This window comes from Cryobacterium sp. W22_MBD10_FK3, assembly GCF_052113745.1.
Classification (GTDB): domain Bacteria; phylum Actinomycetota; class Actinomycetes; order Actinomycetales; family Microbacteriaceae; genus Cryobacterium.
The window spans coordinates 1-15,701 of record NZ_JBGQOH010000001.1; the positions used below are offsets into that span (position 1 = coordinate 1).

Annotated in this window: 13 protein-coding genes; 7 read left to right on the forward strand and 6 right to left on the reverse strand. The window is 64.9% G+C overall.

Annotated elements, in window-relative coordinates; all coding sequences use genetic code 11:
* Positions 1–167: 167 nt before the first annotated feature.
* From ACEN2M_RS00005 to ACEN2M_RS00015, 3 genes are all read right to left on the reverse strand, one after another.
* On the reverse strand, positions 168–968 hold the full coding sequence (locus ACEN2M_RS00005) for a glycosyltransferase (RefSeq protein WP_441646097.1): 801 nt from the start codon (positions 966–968) through the stop codon (positions 168–170).
* Between the two features lie 194 nt (positions 969–1,162).
* Entirely contained in the window at positions 1,163–1,561 is a 399-nt protein-coding gene (locus tag ACEN2M_RS00010) for a DUF2304 family protein (protein ID WP_441646098.1), read from the reverse strand.
* A gap of 282 nt (positions 1,562–1,843) precedes the next feature.
* A complete protein-coding gene (locus ACEN2M_RS00015; RefSeq protein WP_441646099.1) occupies positions 1,844–4,177 on the reverse strand; it encodes a hypothetical protein in 2,334 nt (777 codons plus the stop codon).
* Positions 4,178–4,705: 528 nt separating this feature from the next.
* Here ACEN2M_RS00015 and ACEN2M_RS00020 point away from each other — a divergent pair.
* From ACEN2M_RS00020 to ACEN2M_RS00030, 3 genes are all read left to right on the forward strand, one after another.
* Complete coding sequence (locus ACEN2M_RS00020; protein WP_441646601.1) at positions 4,706–5,443, forward strand: glycosyltransferase family 2 protein; 738 nt, start codon at positions 4,706–4,708, stop codon at positions 5,441–5,443.
* Positions 5,440–5,850 carry a DUF2304 domain-containing protein gene (locus ACEN2M_RS00025; RefSeq protein ID WP_441646100.1) on the forward strand — a complete coding sequence of 137 codons (411 nt, stop codon included), beginning with the start codon at positions 5,440–5,442 and terminating at the stop codon, positions 5,848–5,850. Before ACEN2M_RS00020 ends, ACEN2M_RS00025 begins: the two co-directional genes overlap by 4 nt.
* A 250-nt stretch (positions 5,851–6,100) precedes the next feature.
* Positions 6,101–7,573: a DUF2142 domain-containing protein gene (locus tag ACEN2M_RS00030; RefSeq protein ID WP_441646101.1), complete on the forward strand. Its 1,473-nt coding sequence runs from the start codon at positions 6,101–6,103 to the stop codon at positions 7,571–7,573.
* Between the two features lie 43 nt (positions 7,574–7,616).
* Here the strand turns inward: ACEN2M_RS00030 and ACEN2M_RS00035 are convergent, their stop codons facing one another.
* Both ACEN2M_RS00035 and ACEN2M_RS00040 read right to left on the reverse strand, forming a co-directional pair.
* Positions 7,617–8,540: a M56 family metallopeptidase gene (locus ACEN2M_RS00035; RefSeq protein ID WP_441646102.1), complete on the reverse strand. Its 924-nt coding sequence runs from the start codon at positions 8,538–8,540 to the stop codon at positions 7,617–7,619.
* 80 nt (positions 8,541–8,620) lie between these two features.
* A complete protein-coding gene (locus tag ACEN2M_RS00040; RefSeq protein WP_441646103.1) occupies positions 8,621–9,001 on the reverse strand; it encodes a BlaI/MecI/CopY family transcriptional regulator in 381 nt (126 codons plus the stop codon).
* Positions 9,002–9,092: 91 nt separating this feature from the next.
* Here ACEN2M_RS00040 and ACEN2M_RS00045 point away from each other — a divergent pair, with 91 nt between their 5' ends.
* The 4 genes from ACEN2M_RS00045 to cydC are packed head-to-tail and all read left to right on the forward strand — an operon-like array spanning position 9,093 to position 14,942.
* On the forward strand, positions 9,093–10,502 hold the full coding sequence (locus tag ACEN2M_RS00045) for a cytochrome ubiquinol oxidase subunit I (protein WP_441646104.1): 1,410 nt from the start codon (positions 9,093–9,095) through the stop codon (positions 10,500–10,502).
* A gap of 9 nt (positions 10,503–10,511) precedes the next feature.
* Positions 10,512–11,516 (forward strand): cytochrome d ubiquinol oxidase subunit II, encoded by a 1,005-nt coding sequence (gene cydB, locus ACEN2M_RS00050; protein ID WP_441646105.1) that lies wholly within the window; start codon positions 10,512–10,514, stop codon positions 11,514–11,516.
* A gap of 5 nt (positions 11,517–11,521) precedes the next feature.
* Complete coding sequence (gene cydD, locus ACEN2M_RS00055) at positions 11,522–13,168, forward strand: thiol reductant ABC exporter subunit CydD (RefSeq protein WP_441646106.1); 1,647 nt, start codon at positions 11,522–11,524, stop codon at positions 13,166–13,168.
* Complete coding sequence (cydC, locus tag ACEN2M_RS00060; RefSeq protein ID WP_441646107.1) at positions 13,161–14,942, forward strand: thiol reductant ABC exporter subunit CydC; 1,782 nt, start codon at positions 13,161–13,163, stop codon at positions 14,940–14,942. Before cydD ends, cydC begins: the two co-directional genes overlap by 8 nt.
* On the opposite strand, the gene ACEN2M_RS00065 is transcribed toward cydC, so the two are convergent.
* On the reverse strand, positions 14,914–15,567 hold the full coding sequence (locus ACEN2M_RS00065; RefSeq protein WP_441646108.1) for a DedA family protein: 654 nt from the start codon (positions 15,565–15,567) through the stop codon (positions 14,914–14,916). The genes cydC and ACEN2M_RS00065 overlap by 29 nt on opposite strands.
* Positions 15,568–15,701: the final 134 nt, after the last annotated feature.

Here is a 15,701-nt window from a genome sequence, read left to right on the forward strand (position 1 = left end):
ACAACACTGAACGCATCCACACCGGCATCGGAGGAACACCCATCAGCCGAGTGTCACCCAGGTAGTGGCTCAGTACATCTAGCAAGCAGCCTTTCGAAAAACCCAGAACGGCCCCGTGAATTCTCACGGGGCCGTTCTGTACGAGGCGGGATAACTGACGGGTGCCGCTATGCTGCCGATCCAGCCAGAGCGAGCGCCCGTGCCTTCGCAGTCAGTTGGCGGGCCGCGACGGACGATGCCCAGCGAATGGGAAAGTGCCACAGCGGACTCAGGGGCTTGAGCGCGGCCGGAAGGTGGCGTCGCTTGACCGACTCCGCTTCTCTGCTCGAATTGAGCCGGCCGGCAACGGTCAGAGAATCCGGGTGCCACCGGAACGCCGACACAGGCTGCTTAGTGCTCATAAACGAACCGTATGCCCGCAATTTGAGAAACGCGTCAAGATCCATGGCGTACTTGAGAGTCCCGTCGAAACCCCCGATCTTTTCGAGATCGTCGAGGCGGATCATGGTGCCGGGGTGAGGAATCAGATCCGGTCCCCACGGCAGCAGGAACACGGCGAGCTTTCCGGCGCGACTTGTCGCCAGGACGCGACCATCCGGGTCGACATAGTCGCATCCGCCGTAAGCGAGCACGCACGAGGTGTTCATGTCGAGCATGCCCTTGAGCAGAGCGAGGCCCCCGGGCCGGAACAGGTCATCGTCGCCGATCCAGGCGTAGTAGCTCTCGCCAGTGCGCCGCGCCAAGCCGCTGTTGATGGCGTCAGAGATGCCTGTCTTGGGGTCATCCACCACGATCGCGCCATATTCAAGTGCGATGGCTCGCGCTGCTTGAGCTCCCGCTGGCATTACACAGACCAAGGTGAGTCCAACGGTCTTTCGCTGCTCCACGACGGTTTCCAAGGTCTGCCGAAGCATGTCCAGCCGGTCGCCCAGCGTGGGCAGAATTACAAGTACGTCAGGTTGTTGCATGGACTTGCGTCCCTCCGATTCTGTCGTGCCCTGCTCGTTCGCCGGGCTAGACGGCGCTGCATCGCGGGCACACCACGTCCGGCTGTGCCGCAAGCGCGCACAAGTGAGTCTAACGAGAAAACTGACCCATGAACTGAACCCGATAGTGGGATGGGACGGCGCCGGGTGCGAGTGCGTCGAGGCGAACCGAGCCTTCAGCGGGGCCACTCATCAGGCTCGATGACTGGCATCCCATTTTCCGACGATGAGTATTCCAGGGAGCGGATTCGCAGGTCCTGCAGCGCGGCGTGCTCAACGAGCGTTCGTGTCTTGGACTCGAGGCTGGTGAGCTCGGCACTTTGCTGAAGACAGACCAGAAACAGAATGATCAGCGCAACAAAGAAGACGAGGTTGATGGGGAGCTCAACCCCGAGCAAGGTGGCCGCGGCATCCAATGAAGCCGGGAAAATGGCGGCGACCAGGGCCAGCGCACCTGCGAGTAGCCACCACGTAGCGTGCCGCTCACGCAGACGGTGCCTGCGCAGCATTTCAATCACGACGCCCAAAACAAGTAGTGCGGCCAGAATGCCCAGTGCGTACGTTGAAGCCTTCATGATGTGGGCTCGCGATCAGTTTTGGTTGAGTCAGCTGTTGCCGCGTAGCGGTGGATTCGAGTCAGATGGGCGGAGAATTCACCGAACAGGGCGACCACAGGTCTTTCTTCGGTCACCGCGGACGTCACGATCGACGCGCGCTCATTACGAGGATGCATAGCTCCGAATCCTACCGGAGGGTAGTCGTGCCGCGCTGGGAGGACGCGTACGTCGTGTGTAACACCGACGTTCCGCGGGCAGGCAGCCCCGGCGTCGATGATACTGGAGCGACCTCAGTGCGGATTAAAATGCCGGACCGACAGGGATATCGGCGAGAGAGCCCGCGGCGTCTACAAGGATGACCGGCTGCTTGCCGCCGGTGATCGACATTATCTGATCCCACGTTCCGACCGGACGGCGCGTTCCCGCTTCGACCGTGTATACCGTGCCGTTGTCGGTGGTCTTCACGAAAATATGCTCGATAGAGGTCCCACCACCTTGGGGGAGAACAGCACATGTGCCACCCGTCAATTCGGTGACCGGCATGCCATGAGCGACCCCGCCGGCAAGCGGGTAGATCCTGCCGCCAGATGCGAAATATTGCGTGGCATTGCAGGTCACGACACGAGACAGGCTCGCCGCGTTGGCGGTATAGGTGGCGAGGGATGCATCGGTCACATACGACCACGAGTTGATCCCGAAAGCCGACGTTGTCGCAAAGGAGCCCACTGGAATTGTGCGGGCGGCACCGTCAACAAAGTAAATCGTGGCGTTCCCCGGACTGCGAACAAGTGATGCGCCCGGCAGGTACGGGGGCTGGACAGGGATAGCGGTTCGTGCGCCCTGCGAAATCGCAACGATCTGAGGAGCAGATCCGTCGTTCAAGGCGAGCAGCGTGGTCCAGGATGGCACAGCGCGAGCCGTGCCTGCTTTGATCCCGTAGACGCTTGAGTTTTCCGGCGACATCACGAACAGCGCACCGGCGATAGTTTGACCGCGGGGAAGCAGCGAACAGCTTGCCGCCGACAGATCGGTGACCGGCAGGCCCGACGTCGCTGCCCCCAGTGCCAACTCCCGCAGAGCGCCCTCGGCGGCGAAGTAGTCCTTGCCATCGCAGCGCACGGTTTGGGTCAGTACCGAACCGGTGGAATAGGCATCCAGCACGAACTGTGGCACGGTCTTGAAGCCGGTTGCACCGAACTCGCTCGCCACCCCGAACGACGCGATAGGAAGCTTGCGGTCCGACCCGTCGATGAAGAAGACAGTAGCCGAATTGGGCGACTTGACCAGGCTCATCTGATCAAGGACCACCTTGACGATTGGGAGCGCCGCGGCCGCCTGGGCGTTCATGGTGGCGATAAAGGGGACCGTGCCTCCATTGAGGCTGACGACGGAGGCCCAATCGGGGATCGCGACTCGACCGCCCGGGGTCAGCATATAAACCGTTCCGCCACTGACCAGGAAGAACGGGGAAATCTTCGCACCGGTGGGCAACTTGGCGAGCTGGGCCGGAGCGAGATTGATCGCCGAGCCGCAGGCAAATCCGTAGGTTGAAACGAGATCACAGGAGCTGAAGCCGTGACGCACTCCACCTTCAACGAGCGACACGTCGCCGTTGGCCGGATCACGTACGAGGGTGCTTGCGAGCAATGGTGAAGTAGAAAAACTGTCGAGGTAGCTCTGCGAAACGATCCGGTACGGGCCGAGGCTGCCGAGTCCGTTCAATACCTCCATTGACGGAACCGCGTACTTCGTTGTTCCAGAGAGGAGGTAAATGGTGCTGTTGGATTCCGTGCGAGCGAAGTCGCCGCCACCCTGGGTGGTGCCGAACCAATCCGTGAACATACGGAAGAAATTGCGGTTTCCATACGTGGAGCAGCCGTCGCCGGTGCCGTACATGTTGGCCAATGCCGCACCGTTGGGCCGGTACGGGGTGTAGATGTACAGGCCCGCCGTCGCCTGGTTCTCGATGTAGACCTGTGAGGAGCCGCACGCGGCGTCGGGGCTCCACTGAATGGTGTTCACCCGCCCCGCCTGAAAATTACGACCGCCAGGAGTGGCCTGGTACTTCTTGTACTGGTATGCGGCGTTGTAGACCTGGTTGAAGAATCCGTAGTAGACGGAGTCGCAATCGGCGGTGTCCGGGCACCCGAACCCTGTCGCCTTACGGTAGATGCCGGCCGTGGGTGAGGTGGAACTCACCAGGCCCTGTTCCTTTTCAAGCAGCACGAGCATGACCTGCGGGTTGATGCCGCAGACGGAGGATACCTTCCAGATGATTTCCGCAGCGCTCTGGTTTGCCGCGCCCGGGTAGGCAGCGCAGCCGGCCGAACGCTGGGGCTGGTAGGTCGAGTCCGCGCGATAGTCCTTCAGGCAGGTGTAGCCCGAGCGGCAGGTGGGCACCTTGGAATTGAGGAACGCCTGCACTTGGGTGACGCTCATCGCATTCGGATTGTAGAACTGAGCGTCAGAAATGATGTTGCCAGGGTTGAAATCAGAGGCAGAGGCGGCCGACGCGCTGGAAGGTGCCTGACTGATCGCTAGGAGCGGGGCGACGAGCACAACGGCAACGATCGCTGCCAGCAGTCCCATCCAGCGCCGCGAGCGCCCCGGTACAACATTCGGCAGACGAATCATGAGCGGTTCCCTACGTTGGCAGCGCAATCAAAAGACAGATTTGGGTGGCCGCCCGCAGGCTTTCGCGCGTTCCCCCCAAGCACCTGAACGCGTGTTAACGTTCAGTACATTTACGTACTCTATTACACCCGTCGCCTACACCCCGTCCGGGGTGAGCGAGCGGTAGGCGTGGCGGAATCAAAGCACTGATGTTGGGTGCCATTCGGCACGGTCCTTCATCGTCAGGGTGCGGTAGCGATATCGCGAAGAGCCTGCGCGTGGGTTCTATAGACTGTGGTGCAGGCGTCGCGGCCGTACGACACGGGGCGCCCTGAGAACCGATTGAAGTCATAAGAAAGTCCAAAACAATGCCAAGCACTCACTCCATGGGCCGTATCGGTTGCAGATGCGAAACCGTCGCTCGCACTGCGTCCAGATCTAGCGCGTCGGTCGCCGCTCATGACCTCTGGTGATCATTCCCCCGGCAACTCCGTCGGAAGCGTTCCATTCGCGTCTGCCGGGGCACAGACGGTGAGCCCCACGCCCGAAATGGCCGTGGTCCTGGACCGCACACTGATCGTAATGCCGGCCTTCAACGAGGAAGAGTCGGTTGGCGACGTCGTGCGTGAAGTGATGTCCACCCTCCCCGGGGTGCACTGTTTGGTGGTGAATGACGGGTCGACAGACCGGACCACGGCCCGGGCACGTATGGCTGGAGCTGTCGTCGCCGAACTTCCCGTAAACCTCGGGGTGGGCGGTGCCATGCGAATGGGCTTCAAGTACGCCATCGCCCACGGCTTTGACAATGTCGTACAGATCGATTCCGACGGCCAGCACGACCCGAGGAATGTGTTGGCGTTGCTTGAGCGGCTTGCGCACGCTGATCTTGTCATAGGGGCCCGTTTTGCCGGAGCCGGCGAGTATGAAGCACGTGGCCCTCGCCGGTGGGCGATGCGTCTGCTCTCGTTTATACTCAGCCGCACTGCGAAGACAGCGCTGACCGACACGACGTCCGGATTCAAAGCTTCCGGCCCGCGTGCGGTAACGCTCTTCGCGTCGCATTACCCCGCAGAATACCTGGGTGACACCATCGAGGCATTGGTTATCGCTTCTCGCGCAGGCTGCAAGATTGAACAGGTGCCGGTCGCCATGCGAGTGCGTTCGGGTGGACAGCCATCGCACAACCCGATTCGTGCCGCCGCCTACCTCGGTCGTGCCTTCGTAGCTCTCTGTTTCGCCCTCATTCGTCCGTCGCTGCCTCTGCGACCTCGGACTGACGGTCAATGACCATACCGAGCTATTCGATCGGGATCCTCTCAGCGCTCGCGACGCTAGGCGTTGTGATCGAGATGTTGCGCAGGCGTCGTCTCCGCGAGCGCCACGCGTTGTGGTGGGTCCTTGCGGGAGTCTTCGCGCTTATCGTCAGTGCTTTTCCTGACGCGCTTGAATGGGGGACGGATGCCCTTGGCGTGGGTGTTCCGACCAATCTGATTTTCTTCGTGAGCATCACGGTTCTTTTCCTGGTCTGTATCCAGCACAGCGCCGAACTCACCGATTTGGAGAGCAATACTCGTACTTTGGTGGAAATGGCGGCGCTGCAGGACCTCCGCCTGCGCGAGTTGGAAAGGCGCTTCGATCACGGTTCGTCGGCGACGGGCTCGATCCGCGAGCGGGTCGGGATCGATCGCCTGTGACGCGCGCACTAAGCTGAGCGGAAGCGGCCGGGAGAGCGATCTAGTTCAACCTGAACGGCTGGGTTCACGCCCCGCCGGAACGCTTCTCCTCCCTTCTTCCGGTCGAACCACGCCGGAACGGTTCAACAGATGTGGACACAGCAGCGGCATGAAGACAGCAGGTAGCAACGACATATCAGTGGCACCAGTTGATCGGACTGGGCGCCGATGGAGGGTCTTCCTCACAAGTTTCGTTGTCCTGCTGGCTCCTATGCTGCTCTGGGCGTTGGCCTCGCCGATGATGTCTGTGCCGGATGAGGATATGCATGCAATTCGTGCGTCAGCGGTCGCCCATGGCCAATTCGCCAGTGTGCCCTGGGATCAGGATCCGTCGCTCGCTCGTGCGGAGGTCCCTCGGTACGTGGCCCATGCTCATGACCTGATCTGTTACAAGTTTCGACCGGATATTTCTGCGGGTTGCGTGCGCCCAGTCCAAGGCAATCCGACAGATATTGTGGTCACGGGAACGTCCGCGGGAATGAACAGTCCCGTCTACTATGCCGTGGTCGGCCTGCCGACACTCGTCATGGACGGCACGGCCGCTCTGTACGCGATGCGGGCGATGAGCGCGGTCCTGTCGGCGGCGGCGCTGGCTGTCATGATCATGCAGTTAATGCAATTGGCCAGGTTCCGCTGGACCATGGTCGCGACCGCGGTCGCGACCACGCCGATGGTGTTGTACCTCGGTGGGTCGATCAATCCCAACGGCGTTGAAGTGGCGTCAGCGGGAGCCTTGTTCGCCACCCTCGTTCTCACCATGAGCACACCGGCACCGCCACGCCTGTTGTGGGAGCGGGCGGCACTTGTGGTCCTCTCGGCCGGTGCGCTTCTCAGTACGCGCAGTATCGCATTGCTTTGGGTGCTCATCATCGTGGGCGCTGCTCTTGCCTTTGCGAATTCCAGTGTCTTGGCGGGCCTGTTGCGTAAACCGGCTACGTGGGCGGCCATGGGAGCGTGCGCCGTATTTGGCGGATTGACGGTTGCGTGGTACCTCGGACTTGCCACTTTTGTCCAGCGGCCTATCGGCAGTGTCGACGTTAGTCCGACGATTGAGTTCTTCACGATGCTGTTGCGCACGTTCGATTTCAGCGATGGTCTCATTGGGTTCTTCGGATGGGTCGACACGCCGTCGCCCAGTTTCAGCGTCGTCGTATTCAGCTTCGGCATCGTGGCCGTCCTGGTCGCAGCACTGGCCTGGGGATCGCGGCGTGGGAAGATTGCCGTGAGCTGCCTGGCACTGGTCATGGTGCTGGTGCCCGCGATCACGCACGCCGTTTTGGTCAGTTCGCTCGGCAGTATCTGGCAGGGTCGGTACATGCTCGCCATCATGATGTGCCTACTCGTTGCGAGCGGCCTGGCGATTGACGATGCGGACCTGAAGCCGCAGTCGTCCGCGGGACTCAAGCGTTTTGTGACCATTCTGCTTGTGCTGCTGTCTATCGGGCACGTGTTCTCATTCGTCTCGACCCTTCGGCGGTACATGGTGACCGTCTATGGCGGCATCGAAGCCATGTTCACGTCGCCCCAGTGGCAGCCCCCGCTGGGGTGGCTCGTACTCACGGCCCTGTTCGCCGCCGCCGTCACGGTCGCCGCGGTGCTCGCCTACCGCGCGGCATTCCGCGTCTCCCGTCGAGCGATCGACCAGGTCGACGCCTACCGACCCGAATCGGTTCCTGCTCCCTAGCGTCCCGCGCGGCGAAGGTCGTGTGCGTCGTCGCTGACCCGCGTCAGGTAGTGACCAGCAGGACCAGCGGCACCACAAGCAGAAGCACTGTGGCGGTGACCACAAGGGCGCGCGCAGCCGGGCCCAGGCCGCTCTGGTCACCGAGCAGGCGGCTGACCCGCGGCCCGACCAGATCGGCCGAGGAGGCATCATCGACGCCGCCGGCGGCGAGCGACGACTGGGTGCCATCGACCTCAACCAGGTGGGCCGTTCCCACAAGGGCGATCGCGGTGGCCAACGTGCGGTCGTCGACTTCCAGCCTGGCCTGGTCGTCGGCCATCATCTCAACCAGGAGCGCCACCGCATTCTCGGCGCGGTTGGCGATGGGGAACCATCGCAGTGCGCTGTGCCAGGACTTGAAGGCCAGCAGAACGACGTGGTGCTGCTGGCGCAGGTGCGCGCGTTCGTGCGCGACGACACCCCGCAGTTGATCGGCATCCAGAAGACGCAGCAGGCCTCTGGACAACACAGTGGCTGAGCGCGCGCCACCCGGCAGACAATAGGCGATCGGTGCGGCATGGTCAATCACCCGGGTGCCGGTGCTATCGAACGGCAACGGATCGCTCAGCAGCGCGATGAGGGTGTGGTGCCGCCGGCGTTGCCGCTCGGCGCGGAGAAAGGTCGCACCGAGGTTCAGCAGCAGATGGGAGGCCAGGATCAGAGCCAGGCAGAGCGCCATCACTCCCGCCAGCGTGGCGCCGGTGGGCAGGGTTCCGGCCGTGACATGACCGGCGAGGGCCGTGAGGGCACGGATCGGGCTGGACCCAAACGGGATCAGGCCGAAGACCAACAGCGAACCGATCATCGAGACACCGCCGGCTAGCGCGATCGACTGCCACAGCGCCAACGCCAGGCCGGGGGACCGGGGCGGCCAGGCCGCTCCGGCGAGCACGATGGGCACGGGCCACGCCAGGATGGCGGCAATCACGATCAACGCTAGGGCGGTACCGAGCACCTGCCTTTACCTGTCTCTCGGTGCCGTGGCCCGGCGTCGGGGGAACGCTGGCGTCACTCTGCGGACGGTCCGACGCTCTCGAGCAGAGCGCGTAAGGTCTGCGCCTCCTGCGGGCTGACGTTGCCGATGAAGCGCGCCAGGGTGGCAGTGCGGTCGGTGGTCGTACCCAGCACCTCGTGCATGAGCTCGGCGGTGTGCTGCGCACGGGAACTCACCGCCGTGTACCCGTGCGGTCGGCTCTCGCGGTCGCGGGTGACGAAACCCTTGTTCTCCAGCCGGGACAGCACCGTGAGCACGGTGGTCGTTGCCAACGGCTTCGTGCCCGTTGCGGATGGGTCGAGAAGGGCATCACGCAATTCGTTCGCCGTCAGGGGGCGGTCTGAAGACCAGAGCAGGTCCATCAACAGTCTCTCGAGTACACCCAAACTTCCCATGACAGAAGTTTATCAATCGCGGCGACTGTTTCTACCGTGCGTAGAATAGTAGTCTTCTACGACACGTAGAAAAGACCGTCCCGGAGGACAAATGAACGAGTGGCTCGATCCGTTACTCCTGTCGCGCTGGCAGTTCGGCCTGACCACGGTCTACCACTTTCTTTTTGTGCCACTCACCATCGGCCTGGTCACCACGGTGGCGATCTTCCAGACCGCCTGGTACCGCACCAACAAGGCCAAGTACCTCCAGCTCACCCACTTCTTCGGCAAGATCTTCCTGATCAACTTCGCCATGGGCGTCGTGACCGGGATCGTGCAGGAGTTCCAGTTCGGCATGAACTGGTCGGACTACTCCAGGTTCGTCGGTGACGTCTTCGGCGCGCCCCTGGCCTTCGAGGGCATCGCCGCGTTCTTCCTCGAGGCCACCTTCATCGGACTGTGGATCTTCGGCTGGGACAAGCTGCCCAAGGGGCTGCACCTGGCCACGATCTGGCTGACGACGGTGGGCAGCATCGCGTCGGCGTACTTCATCATCGCCGCCAACGCCTTCATGCAGAACCCCGTCGCCTACCAGATCAACGAGGTCAAGGGCCGAGCGGAGCTGACCAGCATCGGTGAGCTGCTCACCAACCCGATCGCCCTCGCGGCGTTCCCGCACACGATTTTCGCCTGCTTCATGGTGTCTGCCGGCCTGATCATCTCGGTCGCCGCCTGGCACCTGTCCCGCAACCAGCACCTCGAGACGATGCGACCCGCACTCAAATTCGGTCTGTGGATGATGGTGATTGCGGGGGCCCTGACCACCCTGATGGGCGACCAGCTCAGCCTGGCCATGGTGCAGGCGCAGCCGATGAAGATGGCCGCAGCCGAAGCCATGTATCACACGGCCACCGGCGCGAACGCGTCGTTCTCGGTCTTCACCCTCGGCACCCCTGACGGGGTCAGCGAGCTCTTCTCCATCCGTATCCCGTACCTGCTGTCGTTCCTGTCCACGCACACCTTCGACGGCACCGTTGAGGGCATCAACAATCTGCAGGAGCAGTACACCCAGCTGTACGGCCCCGGCGACTACGCCCCGATCATCTGGGTGACCTACTGGTCATTCCGCTGGATGATCGGACTGGGCATCGCCCACATCCTCGTCGCCGTCGGCGGCCTGTGGGTGACCCGCAAGGGCAAGAGCCCCAAGACCTGGATCTGGAAGATCGCGATCTGGTCCTTCCCGCTGTCGCTGCTGGCCATGAGCGTCGGCTGGGTCTTCACCGAGATGGGCCGGCAACCCTGGCTGGTCTTCGGCCTGCTGAAGACAGCGGATGGTGTCTCGCCGAATGTGAGCGGGCTGGAGATCCTGATCTCCCTCATCGCCTTCACCCTGCTGTACGGCGCCCTCGCGGTGGTGGAGTTCCGGCTCATCCTCAAGGCCGTGCAGAAGGGGCCGGACGACGCCCCGGTGCCCGACCCTGTGTCCGGCGAAATCAAGCACACGACCACGGTCTACTAGGAGCTCACGATGGAACTCAATATCCTGTGGTTCTGGATCATCGCCGCGATGTTCATCGGCTACTTCGTCCTCGACGGCTTCGACTTCGGTGTCGGCATGTCCCTGCCCTTCCTCGGCAAGGACGACACCGACCGCCGCGTCCTCATCAACACCATCGGCCCGGTCTGGGACCTCAACGAGACCTGGGTCATCGTGGCCGGCGCCTCGTTGTTCGCGGCGTTCCCGGAGTGGTACGCCACGATGTTCAGCGGGTCCTACCTGGCGCTGCTTCTGATTCTGCTGGCGCTGATCGCCCGCGGAGTGTCGTTCGAATACCGGCACCAGCGACCGGAGTTGAAGTGGAAGAAGTCCTTCGACACCATGATCGTGGTGGGCTCCGCGGTGCCGGCCCTGCTCTGGGGCGTGGCGTTCGGCAACGTCGTTCGCGGCGTGCCGCTGGATGCGGACTTCAACTACATCGGCTCCTTCTTCGACCTCCTGAACCCCTACGCCCTGTTGGCCGGGCTCACCACGCTGTTGCTCTTCTTCACGCACGGTGTGATCTTCGTCTCCGCCAAGACCGAGGGCGACATCCGGGTGCGGGCCCGCTCGCTGGCGATCAAGTCGGGACTGATCACCATCGTCGTCGCCGCCTCGTTCCTGGTCTGGACCACCCTGGCCTACGGCACCCTCGCCTCCGGCGTCCTTGCCGCCGTCGCGGCCGTCGCCCTGATCACCGCCTACCTGGCCAACCTGCGGGGCAAGGAACGCACGGCATTCGGCCTCATGGCCCTCACCATCGGCTTCGCCGTGCTGACCCTGTTCGCCTCGCTGTTCCCCGACGTGATGCCGGCCAGCAACGACCTGGCCAACAGTCTGACCATCGAGAATGCCTCGTCGACCCCGTACACGCTGCAGGTGATGAGTTGGACCGCGCTGATCGCGGCACCGGTGATCCTGGGTTACCAGGGCTGGACCTACTGGGTGTTCCGCAAGCGAATCAGCCGGAGCCACATCGAAGCCGCCGTACACTGAACGGGATGCGTCCCCTCGATCCACGGCTCCTCACCCACGCCTCCGCCGCGCGCTGGTTCCTCCTTGTCGGCGCCGTTCTCGGGCTGGCTCAGACCCTCGCCGTTGTGGCGTTCGCCTGGCTGCTCAGCCAGGGCATCACCCGGGCGGTGAACGGTGATTCGTTCGACAGCCTCCGCGGCACGGTGGCGGCCCTCGCCGGCGTTGTCGTCGTTCGCGCGCTGATCGTGTGGCTGCTCGAGGTCGCCGCGAACCGGGGTGCGGCGGCGGTCAAGAGCCAGCTGCGCGCGAAGGTCCTCGACCGTCTCGCTCAGCGCGGCCCGGACTGGCTGGCCGGCCAGCAAGGCGCCAGGGTGGCGACAGTTGTCACGAGCGGGCTGGACGCCCTGGACAACTATTTCGCCAGGTACCTGCCCCAGCTGTTGCTGACGGCCATCGCGACGCCCATCCTGGTGCTGCTGATGCTCTGGCAGGATCCGGCCAGCGGCATCACCGTGATCATCGTGCTGCCGATCATCCCGATCTTCATGATCCTGATCGGTCAGGCCACCCAGGTCGTGCAACGTCAGCAGTGGGATGCCCTGCAGCGGCTCTCCGCGGGTTTCCTCGACGTTGTCGGCGGCCTGGCCACCCTCAAGATCTTCGGCAGGGATCGCCGCCAGGCGACGCGCCTCGGCACTCTCACCGACGAGTACCGCGGCCGCACCATGAAGGTGCTGCGGGTGTCCTTCCTCAGCGGCTTCGTGCTCGAACTCGCCGGCAGCCTGTCCGTGGCGCTGATCGCAGTGTCGATCGGCATCCGCCTCGTTGACGGCTCGCTGCTGCTGGGCGTCGGTCTGTTCGTCCTGCTCCTGGCTCCGGAGGCGTTCCTGCCGCTGCGTCAGGTTGGGGCGCAGTTCCATGCCGCGGCCGACGGCCTCGCCGCCGCCGAGGAGGTTTTCGCGATCCTCGAAGACGACGGGACCGAGTCACCCGACCGGCAGACGGCGGGGACGGCGCCGGCTGGCCCGCCGATGCGCCCCACGATGCTCAGCTTCGACGACATGACGGTGCGGCGCGGGGACGCAGTCACCGTCGAGGGCTTCAGCCAGGACTTCACAGCCGGTCAACTGAGCGTGCTCAGCGGTCCGAGCGGCGCGGGCAAATCCACCCTGATCGGTGCGCTGCAGGGCTTCGTGCCCTTCGAGGGTGCGCTCCGGATCGACGGCTCGGCGATCGCACCGGGCGATGACCGCGGCTGGCTGGCCTGGGCCGGCCAACGACCCGGTCTGTTCTCTGGTGATGTCACCGCCAACGTGGCCCTGGGGGCTGCCTCTGCCGACGAAGAGCTGGTCGGCACGGCCCTGCGGCTGGCGGGCGCCGGCGACCTGGACCGCACTAGCCACCTCGGTGTCAACGGTGCCGGCCTGTCCGGGGGACAGGCGCAGCGCGTCGCCGCCGCCAGGGCGATCTACCGCTGCCTGGCCCTGGACACCCCGGTGTTGGTGCTGGACGAACCCAGCTCGGCCCTCGACACCGAAGCGGAGGCCGCCCTGATCGATGGCTTGAGAACTCTGGCCGGCCAGGGACGCATCGTGATCGTGGTCAGCCACCGGCCGGCCTTCATCGCCGCCGCCGACAGCGTCGTGCAGCTCAGTGAGGTCGCCCATGTCTGAGCCAGCAACCAGCCGGAACACCTGGCTGCCCTCCGGCGCCACCCGTGCCGTGCTCCGGCTCGCCCAGCCGCCCGCGCGTCGCAGCCTGCCCGGTCTTCTGGCCGGCGTCGCCAGCGTGGCCAGCGCCGTCGCCCTGCTGGCCTGCTCGGCCTGGCTGATCACCCGCGCCGCCGAGATGCCCCCGATCATGTTCCTGGGCATGGCTGTCGTCGGCGTGCGCGCCTTCGCCCTGTCCCGTTCCGCACTCAGGTACCTGGAGCGGCTCCTGAGCCACGACGCCGCGTTCCGCCAGCTCGGCGCGCTGCGGTTGGGCATTTTCGCCAGGCTGCTGCCGCTGGCTCCCGCCGGGCTGTCCGAAACCCGCCGGGGCGACCTGCTTACCAGGTTGGTGCGGGATGTCGACGACCTGCAGGACCTGCCGTTGCGCGTCGTGCAGCCCCTCGTGACGTCCGGCCTGGTTGCCGCGCTCAGCGTGCTCGGCGTCTGGCTGGTCTTCCCGGCGGCGGGGGCAACGCTGTTGATCTGCCTCGTCGTCGCCGGTGTCGTTGGCACGCTCGCCGCCACAGCGCTGTCCGCGCGGTCCGAACGCATCCTGGCCCCATTGCGCGGCGCCCTGGCCGACGAGGTGCTCGAGGTCGTGGAGAACCTCGACGTGCTCACCGCGTTCGGCGCCCTCGAGGCGCGGCTGCAGGGCCTCACACTCGTCGAGGCCAGGCTGCGCCGGGCGGCCCTCCGGCGGTCCACCGGCGCCGGAGTGCAGGCCGCCGTGATCTCGCTGTGCGCCGGGGCCGCCACGGTGCTCGCCCTGATCGCTGCGATCCCGGCCCTGGGCACCGGCGGGTTCTCCGGCCCCGCCCTCGCCGTGGTCGTGCTGGTGCCGATGGCCGTCTTCGAGGTCTTCGCCATGATCCCCCCGGCCCTCAGCTCGTGGCGCCAGGTTCGTTCCAGCGCCGAACGAGTGGCGACGGCGGTGCCGGAGCGCATCCCGGCCGAGATCCCGGCTGAGATCCCGGCCGAGGTCCCGGACGAGGTCGCTCTCGGCGACGCGGCGGAGTCTTCCCCCATTCAGGCTCGCACCGGCGGTCCGCTCATCGAGCTCACCGGATTGGGCGCCAGCTGGCCCGGGGCAGAGCAGCCGGCCCTCTCGGGCGTGACCCTGCGGCTGTCGGCCGGCGATCGGGTGCACCTGGCCGGGGCCAGCGGCGCCGGCAAGACCACGCTGGCGCACACCCTCGTGCGTTTCCTCGACTACACGGGGTCATACCTGGTGAACGGCGTCGAGGCGAGGAACCTCGCCCCGGCCGAGGTGCGAGAGCTTGTCGGACTGTGCGAGCAGCGGCCCTGGCTGTTCGACGACACCGTGCGGCAGAACCTGCTGTTTGCCAGGGACACGGCCACCGATGACGATCTGCTCGACGTGCTCGAGCGGGTCGGCCTGTCCGACTGGGTCGTGAAGCGGGGCGGCCTGGACGCCAGGGTCGGCGAACGCGGCGCACTCGTGTCCGGTGGCCAGGCCCAGCGGATCGCCCTAGCCAGGGCGCTGCTGGCGGACTTCCCGGTGCTCATCGTCGACGAACCCACGGCCAACGTCGACACCGGACTCGGGGACGCACTCGTGCGCGACATCCTGTCGGCATCGGCCGGCGTCGGCCGGGCCGTTCTGCTCATCTCGCACACGCCGGTTCCGGCCGAACTGATCACCCGCACCCTCACCCTCACGGCGGGCCCCGGGCTGAACCAGGACGCTACTCCGGGGGAAGCTCCCGCTCCATGAACCTGGCCTCCCGGCGCTTCAGCCACCGCTTGACGAGGACGACGACCAGGCCGAACGCGGCGATTGCCCCGACGAAGAGGTAGCCAGCGAAGTGCAGCTGGTCTGCGATACTGCGGTAGCCCTCGGCCGCTGCGGCACCGACGCTGACGTAGGCCAGGGTCCAGAGGACACACGCGGGCACCGTCCAGGTGAGAAAGGTGCGGTACCGCATGGTGCTCATGCCGACCGTGAGCGGGATCACCGAGTGCAGCACCGGTAGGAACCTCGACAGGAACACCGCGATTCCGCCGCGCCTGGCGAGGTAGCGCTCCGCCGCGGCCCAGTTCTTCTCACCAATCCTTCGGCCCAACCAGCTGCGCCGGATCCACGGGCCGAACCTGCGGCCCAGGTAGAAGCCGATGCTCTCACCGGCCAGCGCGCCGAGGATGACGGCGAGCACCAGCCCGACGTATTCGACGGGACCCTCCACCGCGGTGCTGGCCACGATCACGATCGTGTCGCCCGGCACGACCAGGCCGATCAGCACCGACGTTTCCAGGAGCATGCCCAGGCCAGCCAAGAGGGTGCGCACGACGGGGTCGACCGCGCTCACGGCGTCCAGCATCCAGTTGAGTACGTCGTTCACCTCGCCAGCCTAAAGCGTGTCTGCGACCTCGTGTTGTGCGCCCGTGCGGGGGTCGGCGGCAGTCCTCCCCTGAACTGGGCGCTGGACTGCGCGGAGTGCGCGCGCGACCATGGACCATGACGACAAGGAACCAG